General features: G+C 61.8%; 26 protein-coding genes. 12 read left to right on the top strand and 14 right to left on the bottom strand.

Translation table 11 applies throughout. The features are described from left to right. Position 1: 1 nt before the first annotated feature. The 3 genes from BLV47_RS05300 to BLV47_RS05290 form a co-directional block, all read right to left on the bottom strand. Positions 2–934 (bottom strand): AvrD family protein, encoded by a 933-nt coding sequence (locus BLV47_RS05300; protein ID WP_092310728.1) that lies wholly within the window; start codon positions 932–934, stop codon positions 2–4. A gap of 468 nt (positions 935–1402) precedes the next feature. After that, positions 1403–2128 (bottom strand): autoinducer binding domain-containing protein, encoded by a 726-nt coding sequence (locus tag BLV47_RS05295; RefSeq protein WP_143038240.1) that lies wholly within the window; start codon positions 2126–2128, stop codon positions 1403–1405. A gap of 254 nt (positions 2129–2382) precedes the next feature. Beyond that, complete coding sequence (locus BLV47_RS05290) at positions 2383–3123, bottom strand: SDR family oxidoreductase (protein ID WP_092310725.1); 741 nt, start codon at positions 3121–3123, stop codon at positions 2383–2385. Between the two features lie 112 nt (positions 3124–3235). Here BLV47_RS05290 and BLV47_RS05285 point away from each other — a divergent pair, with 112 nt between their 5' ends. Then, complete coding sequence (locus BLV47_RS05285) at positions 3236–4183, top strand: LysR family transcriptional regulator (RefSeq protein ID WP_092310722.1); 948 nt, start codon at positions 3236–3238, stop codon at positions 4181–4183. Here the strand turns inward: BLV47_RS05285 and BLV47_RS05280 are convergent. Beyond that, positions 4113–5033, bottom strand: coding sequence for an AraC family transcriptional regulator (locus tag BLV47_RS05280; protein ID WP_092310719.1), 921 nt, complete (start codon positions 5031–5033; stop codon positions 4113–4115). The genes BLV47_RS05285 and BLV47_RS05280 overlap by 71 nt on opposite strands. Positions 5034–5199: 166 nt before the next feature. On the opposite strand from BLV47_RS05280, the gene BLV47_RS05275 reads away from it, so the two are divergent. Next, positions 5200–6231, top strand: coding sequence for an aldo/keto reductase (locus tag BLV47_RS05275; protein ID WP_092310716.1), 1032 nt, complete (start codon positions 5200–5202; stop codon positions 6229–6231). Between the two features lie 269 nt (positions 6232–6500). Here BLV47_RS05275 and BLV47_RS05270 read toward each other — a convergent pair whose 3' ends face one another. Further along, the gene (locus tag BLV47_RS05270) at positions 6501–7553 is read right to left on the bottom strand and encodes an NAD-dependent epimerase/dehydratase family protein (RefSeq protein WP_244168842.1); all 1053 of its coding nucleotides are present in this window, start codon (positions 7551–7553) and stop codon (positions 6501–6503) included. A 46-nt stretch (positions 7554–7599) separates the two neighbouring features. Then, positions 7600–7788, bottom strand: coding sequence for a M35 family metalloendopeptidase (locus BLV47_RS05265; RefSeq protein WP_092310710.1), 189 nt, complete (start codon positions 7786–7788; stop codon positions 7600–7602). Positions 7789–8098: 310 nt separating this feature from the next. On the opposite strand from BLV47_RS05265, the gene ppk2 reads away from it, so the two are divergent. Further along, a complete protein-coding gene (ppk2, locus tag BLV47_RS05260) occupies positions 8099–8995 on the top strand; it encodes a polyphosphate kinase 2 (RefSeq protein ID WP_167365684.1) in 897 nt (298 codons plus the stop codon). Between the two features lie 94 nt (positions 8996–9089). On the opposite strand, the gene BLV47_RS05255 is transcribed toward ppk2, so the two are convergent. Continuing rightward, positions 9090–9989, bottom strand: coding sequence for a DMT family transporter (locus BLV47_RS05255; protein WP_092310704.1), 900 nt, complete (start codon positions 9987–9989; stop codon positions 9090–9092). Positions 9990–10038: 49 nt separating this feature from the next. Continuing rightward, entirely contained in the window at positions 10039–10665 is a 627-nt protein-coding gene (locus BLV47_RS05250) for a glutathione S-transferase family protein (RefSeq protein ID WP_092310700.1), read from the bottom strand. An 80-nt stretch (positions 10666–10745) separates the two neighbouring features. Here BLV47_RS05250 and BLV47_RS05245 point away from each other — a divergent pair, with 80 nt between their 5' ends. After that, positions 10746–11588 carry an AraC family transcriptional regulator gene (locus BLV47_RS05245; protein ID WP_092310697.1) on the top strand — a complete coding sequence of 281 codons (843 nt, stop codon included), beginning with the start codon at positions 10746–10748 and terminating at the stop codon, positions 11586–11588. Positions 11589–11637: 49 nt separating this feature from the next. After that, positions 11638–12366: a hypothetical protein gene (locus BLV47_RS05240; RefSeq protein WP_092310694.1), complete on the top strand. Its 729-nt coding sequence runs from the start codon at positions 11638–11640 to the stop codon at positions 12364–12366. Positions 12367–12451: 85 nt separating this feature from the next. On the opposite strand, the gene BLV47_RS05235 is transcribed toward BLV47_RS05240, so the two are convergent. Beyond that, entirely contained in the window at positions 12452–13792 is a 1341-nt protein-coding gene (locus BLV47_RS05235) for a sensor histidine kinase (protein WP_092310691.1), read from the bottom strand. After that, on the bottom strand, positions 13789–14499 hold the full coding sequence (locus BLV47_RS05230; protein WP_060840896.1) for a response regulator: 711 nt from the start codon (positions 14497–14499) through the stop codon (positions 13789–13791). Before BLV47_RS05230 ends, BLV47_RS05235 begins: the two co-directional genes overlap by 4 nt. 224 nt (positions 14500–14723) lie before the next feature. Here BLV47_RS05230 and BLV47_RS05225 point away from each other — a divergent pair, with 224 nt between their 5' ends. After that, positions 14724–14996 (top strand): hypothetical protein, encoded by a 273-nt coding sequence (locus BLV47_RS05225; protein ID WP_177431191.1) that lies wholly within the window; start codon positions 14724–14726, stop codon positions 14994–14996. Between the two features lie 171 nt (positions 14997–15167). On the opposite strand, the gene BLV47_RS05220 is transcribed toward BLV47_RS05225, so the two are convergent. Further along, positions 15168–15446: a DUF3077 domain-containing protein gene (locus BLV47_RS05220; protein WP_092310684.1), complete on the bottom strand. Its 279-nt coding sequence runs from the start codon at positions 15444–15446 to the stop codon at positions 15168–15170. Positions 15447–15984: 538 nt separating this feature from the next. Between BLV47_RS05220 and gcvA the strand changes: the two genes are divergently transcribed. The 4 genes from gcvA (at position 15985) to BLV47_RS05200 (ending at position 20083) form a co-directional block, all read left to right on the top strand. Continuing rightward, complete coding sequence (gcvA, locus tag BLV47_RS05215) at positions 15985–16908, top strand: transcriptional regulator GcvA (RefSeq protein ID WP_092310681.1); 924 nt, start codon at positions 15985–15987, stop codon at positions 16906–16908. Positions 16909–17024: 116 nt separating this feature from the next. Continuing rightward, a complete protein-coding gene (locus BLV47_RS05210; RefSeq protein ID WP_092310677.1) occupies positions 17025–17633 on the top strand; it encodes a LysE family translocator in 609 nt (202 codons plus the stop codon). Between the two features lie 103 nt (positions 17634–17736). Beyond that, on the top strand, positions 17737–19665 hold the full coding sequence (locus tag BLV47_RS05205) for an alkaline phosphatase D family protein (RefSeq protein WP_092317046.1): 1929 nt from the start codon (positions 17737–17739) through the stop codon (positions 19663–19665). A 52-nt stretch (positions 19666–19717) separates the two neighbouring features. Continuing rightward, positions 19718–20083 (top strand): DUF7079 family protein, encoded by a 366-nt coding sequence (locus tag BLV47_RS05200; RefSeq protein ID WP_208605247.1) that lies wholly within the window; start codon positions 19718–19720, stop codon positions 20081–20083. Positions 20084–20092: 9 nt separating this feature from the next. Here BLV47_RS05200 and BLV47_RS05195 read toward each other — a convergent pair whose 3' ends face one another. The 3 genes from BLV47_RS05195 to BLV47_RS05185 all read right to left on the bottom strand — a co-directional run bounded on the left by BLV47_RS05195 (position 20093) and on the right by BLV47_RS05185 (position 23763). Beyond that, positions 20093–20662, bottom strand: coding sequence for a hypothetical protein (locus BLV47_RS05195; protein ID WP_092310670.1), 570 nt, complete (start codon positions 20660–20662; stop codon positions 20093–20095). A gap of 172 nt (positions 20663–20834) precedes the next feature. Beyond that, entirely contained in the window at positions 20835–22883 is a 2049-nt protein-coding gene (locus tag BLV47_RS05190) for a c-type cytochrome (protein ID WP_092310667.1), read from the bottom strand. 214 nt (positions 22884–23097) lie between these two features. Beyond that, positions 23098–23763 (bottom strand): ArsR/SmtB family transcription factor, encoded by a 666-nt coding sequence (locus tag BLV47_RS05185; RefSeq protein ID WP_092310664.1) that lies wholly within the window; start codon positions 23761–23763, stop codon positions 23098–23100. A gap of 108 nt (positions 23764–23871) precedes the next feature. On the opposite strand from BLV47_RS05185, the gene BLV47_RS05180 reads away from it, so the two are divergent. Together BLV47_RS05180 and BLV47_RS05175 are read left to right on the top strand one after the other, a co-directional pair. Then, positions 23872–24381, top strand: coding sequence for a DUF2938 domain-containing protein (locus BLV47_RS05180; RefSeq protein WP_092310661.1), 510 nt, complete (start codon positions 23872–23874; stop codon positions 24379–24381). A 40-nt stretch (positions 24382–24421) separates the two neighbouring features. Beyond that, positions 24422–24940: a hypothetical protein gene (locus BLV47_RS05175; RefSeq protein WP_092310658.1), complete on the top strand. Its 519-nt coding sequence runs from the start codon at positions 24422–24424 to the stop codon at positions 24938–24940. Positions 24941–25062 lie beyond the last annotated feature (122 nt).

The raw sequence follows: 25062 nt of genomic DNA, 5'->3' as shown, positions 1-25062 counted from the left end.
CCTAGCGAGGTAACAGATGCGCGACGGAACACGACAGGGTCATGCCACTCAGATGGCCGACTATCTCCGCCACCCGCCAGTCCTCGCCCTTGACCGTCACTATGTTGGCGTCCTTGAGTTCGGTCATCAGCACCCGGGCCTGGGCACTGCGCCGGGCCGGGTCCTGCGCGGTGATGGTGGTGGTTCGCATCCACAGGGTGTTGGATTGACCCCGTTGCAGATTGTCCAGCTTGTAGAGCAGCACCTGGGCGATCTGCAGGTGACTGACGAAGGCATCGATAGGCGTCACGACCTGCGGATAGCTGGCTTCGATGCCACCTCTGGCGGAGCCCGGTTCTTCGTCGACGACCACCAGTTTCGAAATCGCCTTGAGCGGCGAATCGAAAACAATGTCGTCGATCAGTTGGGTACGCTTCCTGAAGCCTTCCACATAGTAGTTATTGCCACTGCCATCCTGGTTCGCCCTGCCGTCAGCCGCTGCGGGCCTTACGATCTCCAGTTGCAGGGCCATCGCGCCGACATGCCCGGAAAATGCCAGGCAAGTATCGCCCTGGGTATCGACCTGCGGGAGCTCCTCATGCATATGGGCCTGGATCTCGCGCAGATCTTCCTCGGGTTTCTTGCCGGCCTTTATCGATATCCGCCGGACCCAGCAACAATCGACATTTGCAAACTTCTCCAAGAGCACGTCCTGACAAAGATTGATAGCAATGGCCAATGCATCAATAGTGCTCAGGTGCGGCACTAGTTCACCACTGCCGATTTTCTTCGACCAGCCGGCCGGATAGCTCAAGCTGATACTCGAATCTACCGAAGTATCAGTAAGACTTAGATGCCTGGTGCCATATTTCACACGTTTGAAACCTGCACCGAAAAACCGGTCCGCCGCAGGTCCAAGATGATTTTCTATATGACTGAAGTTAACATCCTGCATAACCATCTCCTTTAGCAATCAAACGATTGCCAGCACGCTGCTAGACACTTCAAAAAGTCTTCGAAAACAAAGAGAGAAGGCAATAACCCTCCATATCGACGAACGACCTATCCAACCAAACACCAATGAAACAAAAAGTAACAACTGTTACTATTCATTACAACCTACTAATTCTGGTAGGTAACTAAGCGCAACCCAACAACACAACACAAAGCCTCAATAAGGAGCAATTAAAAACATCAGCGCATAGTCAAGACGCCAGTTAAGAATGACTAACCGGTCATCAAAATAAATTTAAAATAAAAAGACGCCATACAAATGGCGCCTATTAATAGTCATGAGTATTAATTTAGCAAACCACGACAACAGCCCCACGTGGGAACCCAGGGCTTGCGGGTATTAGCCTTTACTTGCGCTGTAGCCGCTCAAGCTGTGCATCCAGGTCGGCGACAGCGCCGACTGCGGCCATCACAGCAAGCCTTGCGCCGCCGCGTAGGCCGCGGCGAAGGTCTTGTTTGGGGCATGGAATTTCTTCTGGATGCTCTTGAGATGAAAATTCACCGTGTTTTCGGAAATTCTCAGGATCATGGATATTTCCCCAGAACTTTTACCATCTGCCGTCCATTGCAGTATTTCCTTTTCCCTTCTGGTCAGGCTGGCGGACTCAGCCACCAGAGCCTCGTCTTTAGTTCGGGTAAGGGTTTCTACAAGAATATCCAGCATCAACTTCAAGCCCAGCCCGATACTCGCCACTTCAGCCTCGGAAATCACGCCTTGGCTGCGCGAGAAAGATAAAAATCTCACGGTATTATCAGAACCTTTACTGGACAGTGTCACGCCCTCGCACAAACCATATTCTTTCGCCTCACTGAACAACAAAGGGTTCTCTTCACGCAACTTGTCACTCCAGGCGACTACATTGGTAGTACGCAGCGCATGTTCCACGGCGGGGTCGGCAGCAGCATAGTTTTTTACCCGATAGATATCCATCCAGGCTTCCGGATAGGTTCCACGTAACCGGGTATTGGGGCGGGTAAAGGGTGTGGACTTCTTTACACCGAATGCAAATACATCGAAGCCATGACGTTGAGTTTCGATCTCAATGATATTCAACGCCTGCACTGAAGAACTTACCGCCAACATCTGCAAGCGAAATTCCATCAACCACTGGAGAGACATACTATTGCTGCCCATAAGTTATCCCTTACACATACTTCTTACGCCAGTTAGCAATCGCTCACCCACAAACGGAGCGCGATACTGCTACAGCTGACTGCCTGAAAATTGTGTATATGACGCAATATCCAACCAACGCTTGTTGGCGATGATGTGCTCACCGCCGCCCTTCTAGCCGAAGGGCATCAATAGTGTCGCAGGTGTATCCGCCCCTCTTGAGCACACGGCCGTCACTCGGGGAACTCTTTGTTGTTGCCAGTAGCGGATCGCTCTCAGCGCATCGTCAGGCCACCATCGACCGCGTATTGGCTCCCGGTCACATAGGAGGCGTCGTCCGACAGGAGAAACAACGCCACCGCCGCCGCTTCGGCGGCGCTACCGACCCGCCGCAGCGGCAACTGGGTGGCGAGCCCATCCTCGAATTGGCGGCGAATGTCTTGCGCCAAGAAGTTGCGGAAATTGGTCTCGATCGGCCCCGGCACCAGCACATTGACCCTGATCCCCCGCGGGCCCAGTGCCGCCGCGCAACAACGGGCCATGGAAATCATCGCTCCCTTGGTGGCGGCATAGACGCTGGTCAAGGGCGAGGATTCATAGGCGGAGGTCGAGGACGTCAGCACCACTGACGCATTAGGCCGCAGCAAGCCGGTCAACCCAGCCAGTTGCAGCAAAGGCCCCCTGGCATTGGCGTTCATCATGCGATCGAAAAAACCGGCATCAACCTCTTCGATCGGCCCCACCTGTGCATAACCGGCATTGAGCCAGAGCCCGTCGAGCCCACCCAGTTGTCGGACCTGCTCCACCAGTTGCTGCACGGCTTCAGGGTCGGCCGCATCGTTCTTGAAAATCAGCGCATCTGCCGGAAGCAGCCGCGCAGCCTCCTCCAGATGCTCGGCGCTGTAGCCCGTCACGGCCACCTGACCGCCCTCATCGGCGATGCGTTTGGCTCCTGCCAGGCCCATGCCACTGGTACCCCCGGTAATCAGGACGCGCTTTCCGGAAAATCTGCCCACAGGTCAACCTCCGCTGTTAACTTGAAATGTTCAGTGCGCAGGAAGTATTGCGTATGCGGGGTCAATTGATAATGCATAATTATCCGCATGACCCATTAAGGAAGTGGACATAATGCGAGGCAATGAATACGCCCAACTCCAGGCGTTCGCCGCTGTCATTCAACAAGGAAGTTTTGTCCGTGCCGCCGCCCACCTGGGCATGTCCGCATCCGCTCTCAGCCAAACCATCCGCAACATGGAAGAACGCCTGGACGTGCGCCTGCTCAATCGCACCACGCGCAGCGTCTCGCCCACCGAAATGGGCGCCAGGCTTCTAGCGGACCTGCTGCCTGCACTGGCATCCCTGGATGCAGCGCTGGCCAGGCTCAAGACCTCCAGCGAAGGCCCTCACGGGCTGCTGCGCATCAATACCACCCGAGTGGCGGCCATTCACTACCTGGCCCCGCTGATCGGCCCTTTTCTCCAGGCCTACCCCGGCATTCAGTTCGATGTAGTCACCGACGAGCGCCTGGTGGATATAGTCGCCGGCGGTTTCGATGCCGGGGTCCGGCTCGGCAAGAAACTCGACAAGGACATGGTCGCCCAGGGGCTGGGCGGTGATCAGGAAATGATGGTGGTCGCCTCCGCCGCCTATCTGGAACGCTGCGGAATACCACGCACACCACAGGAGCTGATACACCACCAGTGCCTGACTTACCGCTGGCCCACGGACGGCAGCCTGTATCGCTGGGAATTCGAGCGCAATGGCGAACTGCTGGAGATCGAGGTCAAGGGCCCTCTGGTGGTTACCGAGCCGGAAATGCTCACCCGCGTGGTCCTCGACGGAGTCGGCATCGCCTATCTGTTCCGCCATCAGGTGGCCGCCCTGGTGGAAAGCGGCCAACTGATCCACCTGCTCAAGGAATGGACACCGGCTTTCCCCGGGTTCTACCTGTATTACCCCAGCCAACGGCAAATGGCGCCGTCACTGCGAGCCTTCATCGACTTCGTCATGCAACGCTCGCAACCGCAGCCTGGCGCAGCCGGTACTCGCGGGGAGAACAGGCCATCACCCGCTTGAAGGCATTGCTGAAAGCGCTGTCGGAGTCATAGCCCAGCGCCTGTGCGATCGAGGAAATACTGCCCTGATGCCTGCGCAGTTCCCGAGAGGCCAGTTGCATGCGCCAACGCAGCACGTAGGCCAGTGGCCCCATGCCGACCTTCTGCTTGAAACGCAGCGCCAGCGTCGAACGCGACATCCCCACCCGCCTGGCCAGCAGATTGACCGTCCAGCGGTGCTCGGGCTCGGCGTGTATGGCTTGAATGGCGGCATTGATCTTTGGGTCCGAGAGCGCCGCCAGCCACCCCGGCGGGTGCTCCTGGGACGCCGCCAGATACAGCCGCAGTACCTGCACCAGCATCAGGTGCCCCAGTTGCCGCACGATCAACGACGAGCCCGGCAGGCTGCTGGGTAGCTCGGTTTTCAGTTGCTGCAATGCCCACTGTAGGACCCCAGCCTGGCCCGACTGGCCATTGACCGTGACCACCGCGGGCAGACCGTCCAGCAACAGCCTGGCCTCGTCACAATAGGCAAACCGCCCGCCGATCAGGAAAAAGCCCTGGCCTTGCCGATAGTGGGCGATCCCGTTCCTGGCATCGCGGTAAACCAGGTGCGAGTCGATGGGCTGCAGGCTCAAGTCGCTGGCCAGAATGAAGGGCCGCGCCTTGGACAGAAGAAAACAGTCGCCCTGGTGCAACTCGATCGGGCGCTCGCCTTCCACCAGCAACCAGCACGAGCCTTCGATAACCGCGTTGAACTTGATGCCTTCCGGGGCCGGAAAGCAGATGGACCAGTCTCCCCCGGCCTGCAGTCCGGCGAAAACCGAACTGTGGCTATCGAGTTGAGACAGCACATCGGATAAGGGATCCATAGGCAACTCCGGATGATCTCGACAGAAAATAGGACGTGGCTGCATTCACAGTCTGACCGAGGTTTTCCAGAATTCCACCTGCCTGACGCACATGCTGCTTCCGGAGTTCAGGTGCCGAATGCAATAACCGGAGCGGCCCCATATCCAGACAGGAAGGATACAAACCATGCGCTATAGACCCTTGGGCAAGACCGGACAGTTCGTTTCCGAGCTGTGTCTGGGCACCATGACCTTCAGCGGCGGCCAGGGCTTCTGGCGCACCGTGGGCACGGTTGACCAGCGCGGCGCGACCGCGCTGGTGGCCCGCGCCCTCGAGGCCGGCGTCAACTTCTTCGACAGCGCCGACGTCTATTCCGAAGGACAGTCCGAGGTCCTGCTGGGGCAGGCCTTGCGCGAAGTCGATGTACGCCGCGAAGACGTGATCATCGCCACCAAGGTATTCGGCAGGACCGGCCCGGGCCCCAACTCGGCGGGGCTCTCACGGGGCCATATCATGGATCAGGTGGGCCTGAGCCTGAAGCGCCTGGGTACGGAACACATCGACCTGTACCAGATCCACGGCTTCGACTCCCAAACGCCCATTGAAGTGACACTGCGCGCCCTCGACGACTGCGTGTCGCGGGGCATGATCCGCACCCTTGGCTGCTCGAACCTGGCCGCATGGCAGATCATGAAAGCCCTGGGCATCAGCGAGCGACGAGGCTTTGCCCGCTTCGAAACGGTACAGGCCTACTACAACCTGGCCAGCCGCGACCTGGAGCGCGAAATAGTCCCGCTCTGTGAAGATCAGGGTCTGGGCATCATGATCTGGAGTCCCCTGGCCGGCGGCCTGCTGTCTGGCAAATTCACCCGCAACGGCCATCTCCCCGAAGGTGCGCGGCGCTCGACCTTCGACTTTCCGCCCGCAGACGGGGAACGGGTCTTTGACCTGGTCGAGGCCATGGCGCCCATCGCCAAGGCCCACAACGACTCCATCGCCGCTATCGCCCTGGCCTGGCTGCTGCAGCGCAACGCTGTGATGAGCGTGATCATCGGCGCCAAGAGCCTTGATCAGCTAGAGGACAACCTGCACGCCACGCAAGTGCGCCTGAGTCCCGAGGATATCGCCAGACTGGACGCCATCAGCGCCCCCGAGATCGAATACCCGGGATGGATGATCGAGTACCAGGCCAAGGAGCGCTCGCCACTACAGGATTGACGCCGGGTGGCACTGCGACCCAGCTACTGCCATTGGCCGAGTGGCTTGCATTGCCATCGACGGCACGCTGTTTCGAGCTGCAACTACCCGGGCCCTTGAGCGCAATACTGGGCCTACCCGCCATGAGCCATCATTGATCAGCCTGCCACCAGAGAGCCGCCTGCCTGAAACGGCCTCCCGAGGCAGGCAAGCGCAAACTCAGGTGTTGCTCGGGCATCGCTTGAGCAAGCCGTTCCGGACGCTGCGTCATGGTTGCCCGATGTCAGCCTTCAAACCTGTTTCCGCGAGGCGTCCAGGTAATCCGCGCCGGCCTTGGGCAAGGCCTGCTGCGGCGTCACCGGCGGCTGCCAGTGCAGCAGTTTCCTGGCTTTGCTCGAGTCGATGGTCAAGGACTGGAACAGTTGCTCGAACATGCCTTTGACACCCAGCAGCCTGGCCCCCAGGGCCATCATGGAAAGCGGCACCGGCCAGAGTCTCGAGGGACGACCCAGGCCTTGTGCAAGGTACTGGGCAATTTGGCTGATGGAGAGATCGACGCCATCGGCAATCAGGAAGGTTTCGTTGGCCGCCAATGGGTGGCGGGTACAGCAGATAATAAAGTCCACCAGGTTTTCCAGAGCGACCATGCTGCGCGAGTTCTCGACCCGGGCGAAAGGCAGCGGCAGGCCGGTATTCACCAACTGCATCAGGCGCCTGAAGTTTCCCGGAGCATGGCCGGCGTACACCAGCGGCGGGCGGATGATCACCAGTTCCATCGCCGAGCCTTGCAGCAATGCCTGCAGAGCAATCTCGGCCTCCAGCTTGGAGACTGCATAGTCCGCCTTTGGCGCCGGCGCGGAATCTTCGCTAAAAGGCCCGGCCTGGGTGGTGGAACCATTGACGCCGATGGAGCTGACAAAGACGAAACGCTTGACCCCACTTCGCATGGCCCACTTGGCCAGTTCCAGGGTCTTGTCGACGTTGTCGGCCCGATAGAGCTGCATCGGGTCGCTGGCCGTCTCCTTGAGGATATGCGCACGCCCCGCCAGATGAACGACCACATCGATATCATCGGCTAGATGACTAGCCGCAGGAGCCTGCCCGCTAGCGTCCGGCGCAGGGGCAAAGACAGCCTTGGAGGCATTCTTCAATGACAGCGAACGAACGTTGAAACCGCCTCTGGCACCCAGTTCCTTTACCAGGGCTTGCCCGATAAAACCCGTTGCGCCCGTGACCAATATATTAAAGCTGGATGTCATGTACCGTCTCTGCGAAGTGTTGGAACACCGGAAAACTGCTTGGCCGGATTGCCCGGTGGATTTGGCACAAGTGACAGACACCATGAGAAATTGCCAGCGTCGAAAGTATGAAGCACCCGCCAGAGGTTTATCAAACGCCCGTCCGCCAGGGTAGCGGGCCCGGCGCCTCCCCGCTATCGGCCTGGGTGTCGAAGCCAACCCGCGGCGGCAGGGCGAAGAACGCGATGCAGAACCAGGCCTCGATATCGCCCCGGGCATTGATATAGGCGGCAATATCGCCGCCACCATCACAGGGCGAGGCCGGGTTGGTGCAGTGCATCAGCAGGAACGGCTTCCGTAGCGCGCCTTGCGCTACAGGCTTGTGTCACGCACAACCTTGATGGAAATCAAAGAGCGTGGGGATGGCCTCCATACACTGACCAATGAACATTCGTACACGACCCAAGGCCCCCCCAATGAGTGAAGAATCCAGCGCCCTGCCCCTGCCAACACCCAAACCAATTGCCAAGGTCGCCAGCACTGCCCCGCGCAAAGCCGCAACACCACGCCCGCGGCGCCCGCGCGTTGCCAGCAAAAGCGTGGCAAGCCTGGCCTCTGAAGCCGAAATCGGCGCGATCAGCCAGAAGCCCATGGCCCTGCAAGTGGCCAGCGCGCCACGCGGCTCCAATGAAGACAGCGTGTCCGCCGCACTGCCGGGCAACTACCCCTATCGCAACCGCATGCGCCGCGCCGAGTACGAAAAGGCCAAGAGTGAGTTGCAGATCGAACTGCTCAAGGTGCAGAGCTGGGTCAAGGAAACCGGGCAGCGCATCGTCGTGCTGTTCGAAGGCCGCGACGCGGCGGGCAAGGGCGGCACCATCAAGCGCTTCATGGAACACCTCAACCCCCGTGGCGCGCGGATCGTCGCCCTGGAAAAGCCCTCGGAACAGGAAAAGGGCCAGTGGTACTTCCAGCGCTATATCCAGCATTTGCCCACCGCCGGGGAAATGGTCTTCTTCGACCGCTCCTGGTACAACCGCGCCGGCGTCGAACGGGTCATGGAATTCTGCTCGCCGCTGCAATACCTGGAGTTCATGCGCCAGACTCCAGAGCTGGAACGCATGCTGTGCAACAGCGGCATCCTGATGTTCAAGTTCTGGTTCTCGGTGAACCGCGAAGAACAACTGCGCCGCTTCATCTCGCGCCGGGATGACCCGCTCAAGCACTGGAAGCTCTCGCCCATCGACATCAAGTCCCTGGACAAGTGGGACGAATACACCGCCGCCAAGCAGGCGATGTTCTTCCACACCGACACCGCCGATGCCCCCTGGACGGTGATCAAGTCAGACGACAAGAAGCGCGCGCGGATCAACTGCATCCGCCATTTCCTGCATGAGCTGGACTACCCGGGCAAGAACCTGAAAGTCGCCCATGCCCCCGACCCGTTGCTGGTGGGTCGAGCCTCGCGGGTACTGGAAGAGGACGAACGCACCCAGGCCCAGGCCGCGGCGGATGCCGGTGCTACGCGCCAGGCCCTGTCGGCCTGAATGACCGGAAAAAAACTGCGCACAGACAGGCGGGTCTGGGCGCAGTAAAAATCCAGCACGACGCTGAATCACGACGCTGCATCCGATCGAGGCCTCAAGCGGCCTCGGTCCCCGGCGTCACCTTGACCGGCGGTTTGATCGAACCGATGTATACGGCAACGATCGTCAGCAATGCCCCGACGATCTGCAGCGCCGAGCTGGCCTTGCCGAGAAACGCCACGTCGACGAAGTAGGTAATCACCGGTTCCAGCAGCAGGATCAGCCCTGCCAACCCCAGGCTGATGGCGCCGATGGAGCGGTTGACCAATAGCCAGCCCACGAACTGCACCATCACCCCGTAGATGATCAGCATCACTAAAGTCAGCCCATCGACGATGGCCAGGCTTTCCCCCATGGCCAGGGCATACACCAGCAACACCAGCGCAGCCCACAGGCTCAGGTTGAGCATCTGCGCGATCTTGTCGCCACCGCCGTCAGGCAACTGGGTGTTGACCTTTAGGAAATACACACAGACGGCGTAAGCCAGGCCCGACAGCACGCCATACACCACGCCCTTGATGCCCAGGGCGCTGCTCATTTCCGGCAACAGCAACAGATACAGTCCGACAAACGCCAGGCTGATGGAGATCAGGAAGTAGAGCGAAGGCTTTTCCTTGAGCAGATAAAGGCCCAGCAGGGTCATGAAAAACACCTGGCAGTTGGTCAGAATCGATCCGATCCCCGGGCCGACGATGTAGATGCTCTGGTGCCAGAGCGCCAGGTCGATGGCCAGGAACACCCCGGCCAGGGCCGTGTACCGCCGGGCCTTGGCACTCTTGAGCAACACCGGAATGCGGCGCACCTTGAGTAGCAGCAAGAACAGGAGCGAGGCGAACAGCATGCGATAGAAGCCCGCTCCACCCGCGCCGATATGGGCAAAGGCCACTGCCAGGGCCGACAGGCTGAGCATCAGCCCTCCCAGGGTCAGCTCCACTAACGCTCTATTGCTCGACATGGATTCCCCCACTGCGATTGACCTTGTTGTTGCCTTGCGCGCCGGACATTCAAATTTCCTGCATCGCCAGTTTTAGCCACAGCAACACCGGAGGGTGCAGCAACACCGCATCGGCATAGGGTTTCAGATCCCCGGGAATGGCGATGCCATAGCGCATCAAGCGCAACAGCACCGGCGCGAACATGGCATCCACCACCCCAAAGGTTCCACACAGAAACGCCTCGGATTGGCTCCTGGCCAGCAACTGGCGCCAGATCGCAAACACCCGTTGGATCTCGGCCTCGGTCGCCGGGCTCAACACCTGGGCGGGCTCGCCACGGTCGACCCCGAACGGCAGTTGCGTGCGCAACTGAGTGAAACCGGCATGCATTTCGGCGCAGGCCGAGCGGGCCAGTGCCTTGAGCCCGGCATCCGCAGGCCAGAGTTGAGCCTGGGGCCAGTGTTCAGCAACGTATTCACAGATCGCCAGGCTGTCGTTGATCGACAGATCGTCCTGCAGCAGCACCGGCACCTTGCCCGACGCTGAATAGGCGAGGATTCGCTCGCCGGTCTGCGGCTCCCCCAACTTGATCTGGATGACCTCAAAAGGCACATCCGCAGTGACCAGGACCAACCAGGCCCGCAACGACCAGGAAGACTTCTTGTAGTCGCCGATCACCAGTTTCATCACACTCATCGCGTCTAGCTCGCAGGGTTCAAGGAGTGCTAAATTTATCGGCCGGCAATCTCTGCGTATTGCACAAAACTGGACATGGAATGGATGCCCACCAGAACCGCCCCCCAGCACCGCCAGGGGATTTCTCCCGCTTCTGGCGCATCCCGGAAGGCGACTGCGAGCTGCTGGCGGCCCGCTACAGAAAGCAGTCGTTTGGCCGCCACAGCCATGACCGCTATGCCGTCGGCGTCATCAGCGGCGGCGTGGAAAAACTCTTCTATCGCGGCGGCCACCACCTGGCGACCCAGGGCTGCGTGGTCACCATCAGCCCCGGCGAAATCCACGACGGCGTCCAGGCCTGCGACCAGGGCTGGGTCTATCGCATGCTGTACCTGGACCCGCAGTGGCTGAACCGGGCCATTCTCGGCCAGCGCTTCCCTGCGGATCACATCCACCTGTTTCGCGAAGTGCTGAGCGAAGATCCGACCTTCGCCCACTGGTTCCTGCAACAGCACCTACTGATCGAACACGCCGACTCAAGCCTTGAGCGCGAAAGCATTCTGCTGGAACTGCTGGCGCAGTTGTTCCAGAGAAACGGCGTGCACCAGCCAGCCACTGATCGCCAGGAGCGCGAGGCGGTGAAACGCATCAGACAGCGACTGGACGACGACTTCGAACAGAGTATCCGCCTGGAAGAACTGGCGGCCCAGGTGAACCTGGAGCCGCTGTACATGATCCGGGTGTTCAAGAACAGCCTGGGCATCTCGCCCCACAGCTACCAGATCCAACGCCGCATCGCCCGGGTCCAGCACCTGTTGCGCAGCGGCGCGAGTATCACCGAAGCCTCGTTTCACTGTGGATTCTTCGATCAAAGCCACATGACCCGCGCTTTCAAAAAAGTCGTCGGCATCACCCCCGGCAGCTTTCGCAATTGCCACGCCTGAACCGCGCCAACGCGCGCACCTGACCTGTGCCCCATCAAGGACCCGTTGCATGCCCACCATCCAGACCCCGGAACTCACTCAACTGCCTGCCGGCGCCGTCGCCTATCCGGACGCCAGCGAACTGTTCGTCGCCGACCAGCAGGAGCTGGCCGAACACCTGCTACCGCTGCTGTCCTTCGATGCCAGCCTGATCAATCCCCAGTGGTCTGGCCGCCTGCATCTGCTGAGCCCTATCGAGCCCGACGAGGGGCTGGTGGGCGAGTTGACCGACGATTACGAGTTCGGCAGCGAGCTGCTGAAAACCAACTGGATCGGCTTCAAGATCGAAAACGGCCGCTATCGCCTGTGTGGCAGCCCACGCTATTTCTTCCTCCACGGCGACAACGCCGAGTTGCCCGAATCACGACGCAACCAGCGCGCCAACCTGCAACACCACTATCGCAAGCAGCACGCCGCGTACCTCACCGCGCGCCAGCGCCATCAGGAACTGGGCTACCTGACCTGGCCCAAGGACGACAGGCAGCGCCTGACCTATATCGAGGAAATGGGCGGTGTAGCCGAGGGCTACGGCAACTGGGTGGAAACCGTGGAGTTCCCCATGGACGTCGAAGAGTCCGACGACAACTGCGATATCTGGCCTCTGAGCCCGGCGGGCCGGCGCTTTCAGCATGTGCTCAGCGTGCCCGCCTACCATTACGGCATCAGCGGCGCCGACCGGGTGGTGATGCTCTACGAACCGGTGGAAGGCCTGGTGCTGTTCAGCTTCGACTGGTCCTGATCGGCAACCGGCATTCACTCCAGGCCGGAATCAACCGGCCTGGACGAGGCCCGGCAGGCGCCTCGGGCCTTGTCGCAGGCAGCGGCTATAGCGGCAACTCCACCCGCGCCTCCAACCCAGCGCCCTCACGGTTGAACAGACGCAACTCGCCGCCATGCTCGCGAACGATGGCTCGCGCCGCCGACAGCCCAAGGCCCACGCCGCCGGTACTCTTGTTGCGCGAGCTCTCCAGCCGGTAGAACGGCGCAAATACCTGCTCCAGTGCCTCGGGCGGAATTCCCGGGCCGCGATCAAGCACCCGCACCCGCAAATGATCGGCGCCCTGCTCCAGCACAATGGCCGGCTCACCTGCGTACTTGATCGCGTTATCCAGCAGGTTGGTCATCACCCGCTTGAGCCCCAGGGGCCGGCCGCAATACACCAGGCGCGACGGCCCGCTGAAGGCGATTGGGATCGACTGGTCGCGATAGTCGTCCACCAGGGTCTGCAGCAACTCCGCCAGATCGAACTGGGTGGCCTGCTCCAGCCTGGCATCGTCGCGAAAGAACTCCAGGGCCGAGTTGATCATCGCCTGCATTTCGTCGACATCACGGAACAGCCGTTGCTGCTGATCCTCATCCTCGATGAACTCGCCACGCAGGCGCATGCGAGTCAGGGGCGTGCGCAGATCATGGGAGATGGCCGCGAGCATCTGCGTGCGGTCCTTGATGAAGTGCTGCAACTGCGCCTGCATGGCGTTGAAGGCGAGGATCGCCTGACGTATCTCGTGAGGCCCCACCGGATCGATGGGCGGCGCGCGAAAATCCACGGCAAAGCGCCGCGCGCCCTGAGCGAACTGCTGCAACGGCTTGGCCAGGCGGCGAGTGGCGATCAGCGCCACCAACCCCGTGGAGATCAGCACCAGAGCGATCACGATCAGGTTGCGGGTGCCCTCCTCCAGCCCCCAACTGCGCGACGCCGAGGAAAACATCAGCCAGCTTTGATCGGTCAACTGCACCAGCAGCGCATAACGCCCGTCCGGGCCCGGCCAGTCGCTGGGCTGGTAAGCCTCGATACGTCGCTGGGGCGGTTGCAGCATGGCGCGAATGCCTTCCGAGCCGACCCGATACTCCGGATCGTCTACCTCTGGCAGGGCAAATCCTTGACGCGTCGGCCGCCAGGCGATGCTCAGATGATCACTGCTGACCGCCTCCGCCAGTCGCGGGCGCTGACTGGGCTCCGAAGCTTCGATCATGCGCACGATGGCTGCGGACTTTTCCAGCAATCCGGTTTCCGCCAGCGGTGGATAGGCCCAGACCCCGGCCAGTTGCACGAACAGCGCATTGAAGGCCAGGGCGGTGAGCATGGCCATGATGATGGTCAAGGCGATCCAGCGCGCCACGGTATCGCGCAGGCGATAGCGCCACAGGGGCTTGATCAGCTTCACTGGCGGGTCACGCTGGGGGTGAACAGGTAACCGCCGTTGCGCACGGTACGAATCATCGCCGGGCGCTTGGTGTCGAACTCCAGCTTGCGCCGCAGACGGCTGACCTGGACGTCGATGCTACGATCGAAGGCGTCATGGGCCTGGCCTCGGGCCAGGTCCAGCAACTGCTCGCGAGTGAGGATGCGCTGCGGATGCTCGACAAACACCAGCAGCAGGTCGAACTCCCCCGCCGACAACGGAATCATCACCTGGTCCGGCGAGCGCAGTTCGCGGCGGGTCAGGTCCAACTGCCAGTCGGCGAACTTGATCAACGGCCGCGGCACCTCGCCACTCACCGGGCGGCTCTCCCCGGCCCGACGCAGCACCGCCCGCACCCGGGCCAGCAGCTCGCGGGCATCGAAGGGCTTGCTCAGGTAATCGTCGGCGCCCATCTCCAGCCCCACCACCCGATCGCTCAACTCGCCCATGGCGGTGAGCATGATCACTGGCGTGGCATGCAACTGGCGCAGGCGCTGGCACAGGGTCAGGCCGTTGTCGCCGGGGAGCATCAGGTCGAGGATGATCAGGTCCGGCACCTCCCGCTCCAGGGCCGCCCACAGCGATGCACCATCGGTGGCCACGGCCACCTGATAGCCCTGTTGGACAAAGAATTTCTTCAGCAGCGCGAGGACTTCAATGTCGTCGTCCACGATCAAGAGACGGCTCACCGGCGGACATCACTTCAAGTCGGAATGAGCCGTTATCTAAAACCATTCGCCGCCCGGCGTCATATATTTCAACGCAGTAACAAACCTTCACTCGCGCAATAAAGCAGACATCTTTGCGCAAGGTTTGCCTGCCAGCATCGGCTTCCCCTTGCTGGAGAACTACGACCATGCGCCTGATCAACCCCGCCCCGGCCCCAGCCCCTCTTGCCGCGAAGGAGCTGCCCATGTCCACCTGCGAACAACATGCCCTGATGCTGCTGCAACGGGTGACCAAGCTCGACAACGCCAGCCTGCATTGCCGCGAAGTCAGCCTGCGCCTGTCCGACGACCAGCACCATTTGATCCTGACCCGCTACAGCGAGCACTACAGCCCCGCAGGCATGGAATGGGTGGAGCGCAAGCATCGGGTATCTGTGACCGAACTATTGCGCTGGGTGATCGAGCAAGGCCAGCCGCAAAGCATTGAACGCGGCGAAGAACACAAAGCCTCGGCCTGACCTGTAGGAGCGAGCTTGCTCGCGATGGACGTCAACGATGACGCAGGTTCGCCGGGAAGAAGGCGGCGCTCTCAGCATCATCGCGAGCAAGCTCGCTCCTACAGAATCACAGGCGGGGAACGACTCACCTCCAGGCTCCCCTGCGCCTGCACAGACCTCTATAGCGTCACTTCAACCCGCGCGCTGCCCCTCCCCGGCAGCCGGCCAGCTCCCCAGGCACAAATCATCGACAATCGCCTTGCCCATCTCGCTGAAGTAATGAGCGGCCCAAGCATAGCGGTCATCCCGCTCCAACGCCGCGTCCCGAGCCAGATGCTTGGCGTGAAACAGCAATTGCGACACCTGCTCCAGGGCTTCGCGCAGCGGCACGTCCGGGTTGACCCGAAACAGCGGATGCTGGGCTTCACCACTGGCGGCGAAAGTGACATGGCCGAGGGTCTTGATGGTCATTGCGCACCTCCGGCGTGGGCCTCGGTGCAAGGGGTGGTAGAGGGAAGATACTGAGTCGCAACGTCCATGGAACTCACTCCTATTTGAAGTGCTGCCACGTTCGTTTCCAGGCGAAAGGGTGGCAGCTGTGCGCAGGCTGGAAACCGGGACAATAGGAAACCCGGCAGGCCCGAAGACCTCCCGCGCACAGCCGCCATGAAAAGAAATGCGTGTGCAAAAAAGCGCCAGCAGTCTAATCCATGGTGGCGTCTGTGCGCCTATTGTTTCCTCGGATTTCCAGGCCCGGTCGCTGAATTGGCAGCGACAGTCCAAGCCTAGCGAGATACCCGAAGTGTTCAACCAAGGCTTTGGCGCGAGATGTTTCGTGGATTCTATTGCGGAATTGCTTGGTGCCTTTGCCAAGGCTATGACCATCACTATCTCCAACCATGCTGGATGTCAGTGACTGCTGTAGGAGCGAGCTTGCTCGCGATGGACGTTAACGATGTGGCACTGACAAACGCTTTTATTGCGCCGCATAGGTGACTAAATTAGACGCATGATCACTGACCTGCCGCCCCTGAACGCCGTCCGCGCCTTTACTGCCGCCGCTCGCCACGAGAGTTTCAGCCGCGCCGCTGAAGAACTGCACGTGAGCCACAGCGCGGTGAGCCGCCATATCAAGTTGCTGGAAGAGCACCTAGGGGTGCTGCTGTTCGAGCGGCGCATCCGCCAGTCGGTGCTCACCCCTGCCGGGCAAGCCTTCTATGAACAGGTCAGCGTAGCCCTGACCCAGATCGCCACCGCTGCTGTCTCGCTGCGCCGTGGCGCGGCGCTGCGCAAGGTGATCATCAACGTGCGACCGTCCTTCGCGGTGCGCTGGCTGATTCCGCGCTTGCCACAGTTCATGGCGCTGTATCCAGAGATCCAGCCGGAGGTGGTGACCAGCACCCTGCTCCCCGATCCGGCCAGGGAAACCTTCGATCTGGTGATTCGCCGCGGGCGTTCGGGCTGGGCGCCAGCGCTGCAACCCCAATGCTTGCTGGAGGATGAAGTTGTGCTGGTGGCGGCGCCTTCACTGTTGCAGACCACGGCGCTCAACAGCCCCAAGGACCTGACGCGCCATACCCTGCTGGTCAGTCGTACCCGCGCCAACGACTGGCAAAAGTGGCTGGAGCATTGCGCCTTGAAGCCGCTGCGCCAGTCGCCGACCCTGCATTTCGACCATATGCACTTCGTGCTCCAGGCCTGTGTCGACGGTTTGGGGCTGGCGCTGTGTCCCGCGTCACTGCTGGCCAAGGACCTGACCAGCGGCCGGCTGGTCTGCCCCTTGCCGGCGTTGCGCCAGCCGCTGACCCGCTACTACTACGCGCTCGCCGCCGATGCCGCGCCCGAAGCCCAAGTGTTTATCGAGTGGATGCTGGCGCAGATTCGCCAGGACGCTGTGGATAACCTGGCGCCGTTGCCGGCCAGCGGCGCCTGACACCGCGCTTGGGCATGGGTCTGATTTAGGCACAGCCGCCGTGCAATTAAAGCGTTTGTCAGGTCGCCAACCGCAGCGCACGCTGCGCTCCTCGATGTCCAATTGCGGAGTGCCCCATGGCGAGTTACGGACTGTTTTTACTGCTGGCTACCCTGACCATCCTCAGCCCTGGCCCCGGGGTGGTACTGACCCTGTCCAACGCCCTGCGCCACGGTTGGGCCGGAGCGCTGCCGGGGATTTTCGGCATCGCTTTGGGTGCCTTGGTGGTAGCGGGCATCTCCGCCAGCAGCCTCGGTTTGCTGCTGGCGGCCTCGACCACCGCCTTTACCTTGCTCAAGTACATCGGAGCCCTGTACCTGCTGTATCTGGGGATAAAAATGTGGCGCACTCAAAGCTTTGTTCCAACCCTCAAAGACAGTGAGGCCAGGCCGGGACGGCGCTTTGTCGAAGCCCTGTCGATCCAGTTGCTCAACCCCAAGGCCGGATTCTTCTTTCTCGCTGTGTTTCCCCAATTCATCCAGCCGCACGGCAATTACTACAGCCAGTTCTTGCTGCTGGTGACCAGCTACAGCCTGTTGGTGATTGCGCTGCACAGCGGCTATGCGCTGATGGCCAACAGCGCCAGGGGCTGGCTGTCGAGCCGCCGGGGCGCGCGGATCGTCGGCAAGCTGTCGGGGATGACCTTTCTCGGATTCGGCGTGATGCTGGCCAGCGCCAGTAAATAATCGGATACAAAAGCCTGGCTCCTGCGCCCGCAGCCGACGTTTCTTCGACATCGGCTGCGCTAGTATTTCGCCCCCTTTGCAACCGCCAGAGCCCATGCTGCACATGTCCCCGTCCGCGCCCAATCCTGCCCTGCCCCCTGTTCTCGCTGGCCCGCTGCTGCGCCGCCTGGAGCCGACGCGGCTGCTGCTGTGGCTGGTGGGTTCAAGGGCATTGCCGCTGACCCTGCGCCTGCAGCCCACGGGCGGACCGGCCCTGGAGCTGGCCCTCGATCAGCAGCAATGCCAGGTCATCCCCGTCGGGCGCCAGGCCTTTATCCATCTGATCGATGTGCCCCTGGACAACGCCCTGCCCGAGGACGTGGCGATTGCCTATGACCTGTTGATCAACGACGCCGAGGACGGCGCCCGATCCATTGCCGACTGGGCACCGCACCTGCTGTATGGCGACGCCAGGACTGCGGAGTTCGTGCTCCACAGCCGCATCGACAACCTGCTGCACGGCTCCTGCCGCAAGCCCCATCACCCGTCCAGCGATGGTCTGCTGTGTGTCGATCGCCTGCTGGCGCAACGACCCGAGCCCGCGCAGCGCCCGGCCTTGCTGATGATGAGTGGCGACCAGATCTACGCCGACGATGTGGCCGGGCCCATGTTGCGGTCCATCCATGCGCTGATCGAGCGCCTCGGGCTGTTCGATGAACAACTGGACGGCGCCGTGGTGGCCGACAGTCAGGCGCTGTACCGCCATGGCGCCAGCTACTACCAGCGGGCCGAACTGCTCCCGGCGTTGAAGAGCAATGAAACCCTGCGCGAACGGTTTTTCGGCGGAGTGAAAAAACCGATCTTCACCAGCAGCAATGCCGACAACCACCTGGTGACCTTCGCCGAGGTGCTGGCCATGTACTTGCTGGTCTGGTCGCCGGTGCCCTGGACCCTGATCGCGCCCAAGCCGCCACGACTGCCGCCGGAGCAACAGCAGCGCTACAACCGGGAACAGCAGCGCATCGAGGATTTTGTCCTGGGCCTGAAGGGGGCCGCGCGGGTCTTCGCCCACCTGTCGTGCCTGATGATCTTCGACGACCACGACATCACCGATGACTGGAACCTCAGCGCCCAGTGGGAAGCAACCGCCTACGGCCATCCCTTCTCCAAGCGCATCATCGGCAACGCCCTGCTGGCATACATGCTGTGCCAGGGCTGGGGCAACAACCCGGATGCGTTCGCGCCACTGCTGGAACAGGTGCGCGCCTTGAGCGCCACGCCACAAGGCCCGGAGCAGCTGCTGGAACCTCGGGCCCAGGACGCTCTGATCGACCGGCTGCTGCGCTTTGAACAGTGGCAGTACGTCTTGCCCAGCACCCCGCCCCTGGTGGTGCTGGACACCCGCACCCGACGCTGGCGCAGCGAGTCCAACCTGGGCCAGCCTTCGGGCCTGCTGGACTGGGAGGCCCTGTGCGAACTGCAACAGGAACTGCTGGATCACCCCTCGGCGATCATCGTTTCACCGGCGCCGATCTTCGGCGTCAAGCTGATCGAGACGGTGCAGAAAGTCTTCAGCTGGTGCGGCTACCCGCTGCTGGTGGACGCGGAAAACTGGATGGCCCACCGCGGATCGGCCCAGGTGATCCTGAACATCTTCCGCCACTCGCGAACCCCGGGCAGCTACGTGATTCTCTCCGGCGATGTGCATTATTCCTTCGTCTACGAAGTGCTGATCCGCCATCGAAAAGGCGGCCCGCGGATCTGGCAGATCACCAGCAGCGGCATCAAGAACGAATTCCCCGCCGCCCTGCTGGAATGGTTCGACCGTCTCAACCGCTGGCTCTACTCGCCGCGCTCGCCGTTGAACTGGTTCACCAAGCGCCGACGGATGAAGGTCATGCCCCACGTGCCCGAGCATGCCGAAGCCGGCGAGCGGCTGTGGAATTCCTCAGGGATAGGTCAGGTGTTTTTCAATCCGCAGGGGCAGCCGGTGGCCATTCTCCAGCACAATGCCAATGGCACGGCGCCGACCCGGATGATCGCCCCAAGATAGAATTCGCCAGCGCGCCAGGCAGATCCCCGAAAGCCCAAGGAAGGAGCACCGCGTGGCATCAGACATCACCCCGAAGCAGCGGGACGATATTCGCTACGTGTTATCGGACGCCTTTGTGGACAACGAGGTGGACTACGCCTACATCGCCCGCGAAACCCAGAACTATGACCGAGCCGAGGTCGAGCGCATTCTCTACGAAGAGGTCGCGCCGGTGTGCTACGTCAACCTGATGGCGGTGATCCCGGAAATCTGGATGGGCTTCGCTCGCGAGCCCTTGCTGGAGGAGATCGAGGCAAGCCTTGCGCTACGGCGCAACAGCCGCTGGCAGGCGTTTCGCGGGCGCTTGTTCATCCGCTGGATCCGCTTTCGCGGCGCCTACATCTGGGAAGAAATCTGCAAGCACTACGACGCCCCCTAGGTTCACGCCCTATTGCGCGTCGGCCCGGCAAAAACCGGTGGGCCGCAGAACCACCAGGTCCGGCAGCGCCTCGCCACGCTCATCGATCTTGCGCAGCCGGGCGGTGCACATCTGGTCCTGGAGGAACTCCATCTGATAGGTCGCGCCGGCCTCGGGCACGAAGGTCACGCTCTGTTCGCAGACTGCGCGGTAGTCCCGACTCATCCCCGGTTCCGTGTTGTAGAACATGAAGGCGAACGGACGATTGGCCGGGATCTTCAGCTCGTTGGCGCCAAAGCCCTCCTGGCGCCGCATGCGATCGGTGGCAGCGGTCATCGGAATGTGCAGGTTGCGGAAGTTGGGATTGGCGATGCCGCGATGGGGGCGAACCATCAGCCCCGACGCCGGTTTGCTCCAGTCGATGCAATCGCTGTAGGGCACGCCACGGACCATCCCTTGGGCCACAATGCGGATCAATGCGGTTTCACCGGCATCGGCCGGTACCCGGTAGCTGACAGTGGTCGCTTTGAGCGCAGAAACAAAGGCACAACCGCCGAGCCCCAGGGACAGGGTCAGCAACAGGATCGAGCGAAGCCGCATGATTCATCCTTGAAGGACCGCCCGCTCGGACGGCGGGCAAAGGACGGCGATCTTACCGCGGCGCCACTGCGCCTCCACAGACTTTTCTGCACAATCCGCAGCGGCCACCAAAGACCGCGAAGCCCTCAAGAGCGCGCGCTCTTGAGGGCCTCGTTGCAGTCTGCGGCAGCGATCAGTAGCGGGCGTCCGCCGGACGGCCGCCATTGGGCCAGTCCTTGACCTTGTCCGGGAAGTCCGGACGCGGTTGGTGCGAGAAGTACTCGGCCACGTCCAGGGCTTCCTGGTCCGACAGGCCGCCCTGGCCCAGGGGGAATTTCTCGTGGAAGCCAATCGGCATGTTGCGTTTGACGAAGGCCGCGGCGGTGTAGGTACGGGCCATGCCGGCGCCGATGTTGAAGGATTGATCGCCCCACAACGGCGGGAAGATCAGGCTGCCGTCGGCACGTTTCAGGCCTTCGCCATCCGCGCCATGGCACACCGCGCATTGCTTGGCGTACACCCGCTTGCCGTTGTCGGCGTTGGGCTTGAGAGCCGGGTCGATCTTGCCCACGCCACGCCCGGCCACCTTGTCTTCGGGACGAGTGTTCATTTTCATCCACTCGAAATAGGCCACCATGGCTTGCATGTCGGCACCGTTCACCGGCAGCGGCTTGCCATGCATGGAACGCCGGAAGCAGCCGTTGATGCGCTCCTCCAGGGTGATGGTCTTGCCCGCCCGCGGCGCATAGCCGGGGAAGAACGCCGAGACACCGACAAAGGGTGAACCGTCGGCCACGGTGCCGGCGTTGAGGTGGCAGCTGGTGCAGTTCAGCGAGTTGCCGACGTTGTCCGGCAGCAGGGCCTTGGTTTCCAGGTGCAGGCGCATGCCGCGCACCACTTGCTCGGCATTCGGTGCCGCCAGCAGGTTGGCCAGGCGCGGGGTTTCGAACAGGGTGCTTTCCACTTGCGGGCTCAATTGCGCGCGCATCTTTTTCACTTGCTCGGCGCTGATGGCCGAGCCGTTGTTGCCCCAGCTGCTGCGGATGAAACTGAGGATTTCGGCGATCTCGCCATCCGCCAGCTGGGCGAAGCCAGGCATGGTGTAGACCCGCGGATGAGCCGCGGTCTGCGCGGTCTGCCAGCCGGTCAGGGTGATGTGCAGCAAGGAGGTCGGGTTGGCCGAGGCGACGCTGGGGTTGCCCGCCAGGGACGGGAACATCTGCGGCACGCCGGCGCCATCCTGACGGTGGCAGTCGGAGCAGAACTGCGCGTAGCCCAGGCCACCGCGGGAGGTGAACAGGTTGCTCGGCGGGGCCGCCGGAGTCAGGGCCACCGCAGGCATGGGCAGATCGTCCTTACCGGCCGGCAAGGACTTGAGGTAGGCGGCGATGGCGGTCAGGTCGGCGTCGGTGAAGTGCTGGGTGCTGTGGTGGATCACATCGGCCATGTTGCCGGACACCGTGGCGAAGCGGTTCTGCCCGGTCTTGAGCAATTGCACCGTGTCTTCCACGGTCCACAGGTTGCGCAGGCTCAGGGCCCGCCACTCTTCCACCGTCTCGCCGGCCAGGTAGTGCCGGCCGCCGGATTCGGTATCGCTCATGGCCTTCTCCTGGAAGGCAATGCCCCGTGGCGTGTGGCAGGAACCGCAATGGCCCAGGCCCTGGACCAGGTAGGCGCCGCGATTGAGTTGCTCGTCCCTGGCTGGATCGGGCTTGAACGGCTGTTTGTCGACGAAGGCCAGGTTCCAGAACCACAGGCCCCAGCGCTGGTTGAAGGGGAAGCCCATGTCGGCTTCCAGGTTGCCCTGGGCCACCGGCTCCACGCCGTGCATCAGGTAGGCGTAGAGGGCGTGCATGTCCTCTTCGGTCATCTTGGCGTAGGACGGATACGGCATGGCCGGGTACAGATGGCTGCCGTCAGGGGTGACGCCGTCGCGCATGGCGCGGTCGAATTCTTCGAAGCTGTAGCGGCCGATACCGGTGTCTTTATCCGGGGTGATGTTGCTGGAGTAGATGGTGCCCATGGGCGTCTTCAGCTCCAGGCCACCCGCCATGGTGGCCCCGCCCTTGGCGGTGTGGCAGGCAATGCAATCGCCCAGTTGAGCCACGTATTGGCCACGCTGGATCAACTCGGAGTCGGGGCTGGAAAGCGCCGCTGCCGGGGTCGGCTCGCTGGCATGCAAAAGAGGTACGCAGAGCAACGCGGCGCCCAGCAGGGACAGGCGCGACAGAGAGAAAGCCATCAGGTTATTCCTTTAAAATCCGCCTGGGGTGGTCCCCTCGGCCGATGTCCACAAAGGTTCTTATTGGTTATCCCGGCCCTCAGGGTGCGGGCCCGGAGCTCGATACCTTGTGGGTCCGAGCCTGTTGCCCTTGTAGCGGATTTTTCTGAAAACCCTGTTGATATGGATCATGACGCCCTAGGCAATGTCCTGTATGCCGGCCCAGGTGGCGCTTTTACTCGCTGGTTTCCACCCCCAATCCCGCCGCTTGCCAATCGGTGAACCCCTGCTCCAGGCGCCGCACCTTGAAGCCCTTGGCCCGCAACAGGGCAGCGGCATTGTGTGACAGCACACAGTACGGGCCACGGCAGTAGGCCACCAGATCCTGATCGGCAGGCAGTTCGGCCAGACGCTGTTCCAGATCATCCAGCGGAATGTTGACTGCCCCGGGTAAATGTCCTTGAGCGAACTCTTCCGCTGAGCGCACGTCCAGCAGGGTCATGCCGCCTTCCTGCAAGCGTTGGCGCAGTTCTTCACGGGAAATACCCTCCAGTCGCACCGGCTGCTGCTCACTATCGGTCAGCAGTTGGCGAATCAGCCCATGGTTGTAATCGACGTACTGACGCAAAGCGTCCAACAGCCCCGCCAGCGGCCCCGGGCTCCGGCTGTAGAGCACCCGTTTGCCATCGCGCCGGGTCTGTACGAAACCGCCACGCCGCAACTGCTGCAGATGCTGGGAGGTGTTGGCCACCGAAAGGCCCGAGGCTTCCACCAGACGCTCCACCGGCAGCTCGCCGCGAGCGATGTGCTGCAGCAGGATCAGCCGGTGATGGTGGCCGAGAATGCGCGCCAGCTCAGCCATGTCCGCCAGAGGCTGCTGGGGGGAAAACGAATCGGTCATTGACAGCTCCTGCTGACTTATCAATCATTCAATAAATTAATTGAATGAAACATTATCACACCCATACGCCAATCTGAATCGCTGCCCATCGCGCAGCAAGGAGTCGTTATGCATGAGTACCTGGCATTGATTTTACCGGCGTTGCTGATCGGTTTCGGCGCGACCTTGATCCTCGATCTGTGGACATTGTTTCTGGCCAAGGCACTGAACATTCCCGGGCCTAACTGGGCCATGGTCGGACGCTGGATCGGCCACTTTCCTCGTGGCCAGTTCTTGCACCAGAGCATTGCCCAGGCCAACGCGGTACCCGGGGAACATGCTCTTGGCTGGCTGGCTCACTACCTGATCGGCGTGGTCTTCGCCGCTTTGTTGCTGCTGGTCTGCGGCCTGGAGTGGGCGCGCCAACCGACCCTGGCACCGGCCCTGATCATCGGCGTATTGACGGTGGCGGCGCCGTTCCTGCTGATGCAACCGGGCATGGGCGCAGGTGTCGCGGCGAGCAAGATGCCCAAGCCGAATGTGGCCCGGCTGCGCAGCCTGATGGCGCATTCGGTGTTCGGGCTGGGCTTGTACATGGCGGGGATGTTCTGGGCGTGGGTGTTGGGGCAGACTGCGTGACCTCAGCCCAGAGGCCGAGCATGCCCAGAGTGATCGATCGATGAAGCCACCCGTATGCGACCTGTGCCACAACGATTTTTCCTCGGAGATGTGCCATGCCGGAACTGGCGGTGGCATGGTGCAGTTCGCCGATTATCGCCCGCTGGGCCAAGGGTGCGCGGGGCACCCTCATGGCTACGAGTGGTTCTGCGATGAACATCTGGCCAGTGCCCGGGCCCTGGCTTCGCTGAGCTATAGCGATGCCAGGGCAGCGCTCACCCGGCAGTATGCTCCGCTTGCGGACTACCCGCCCCTCGCCTCCAGTGATCCAGCACTCTGGATCACCGAGGTGGGCCCCAACCCCGCGAAGATCTTCGCGCTGATCAGGCAAGCCATGGGCCTCAGCCCCAACGTGGCCAGAAACTTGCTGACCGGCCTCCCCTTCAAGGTGATCCAGGCCTGGCCGCAACAGTTCAGGGTCTGGCAGGAGGCCCTGATTCAAGCCGGCGCCCAGGTTGAAGTACGCTATCCCTCGTCCAAGTCCGCCTGGGCCGAGCAAGCCGACGCAGATAACGACTGATCCTGCTCGCGCATCCAGTCTGCAATCAAAGGGGCTTTCACACACCCGCCGAACCCAGTTTGCTCCACGCAAGCAATGGCCCGTAGGCCCACCCTTGTCCGCCGCCGAAGCTGGCGTCTACG

The organism is Pseudomonas saponiphila (genome assembly GCF_900105185.1).
GTDB lineage: Bacteria > Pseudomonadota > Gammaproteobacteria > Pseudomonadales > Pseudomonadaceae > Aquipseudomonas > Aquipseudomonas saponiphila.
Note: the sequence above shows the minus strand (reverse complement) of the source record. Positions and strands in the feature narration are given on the sequence as shown.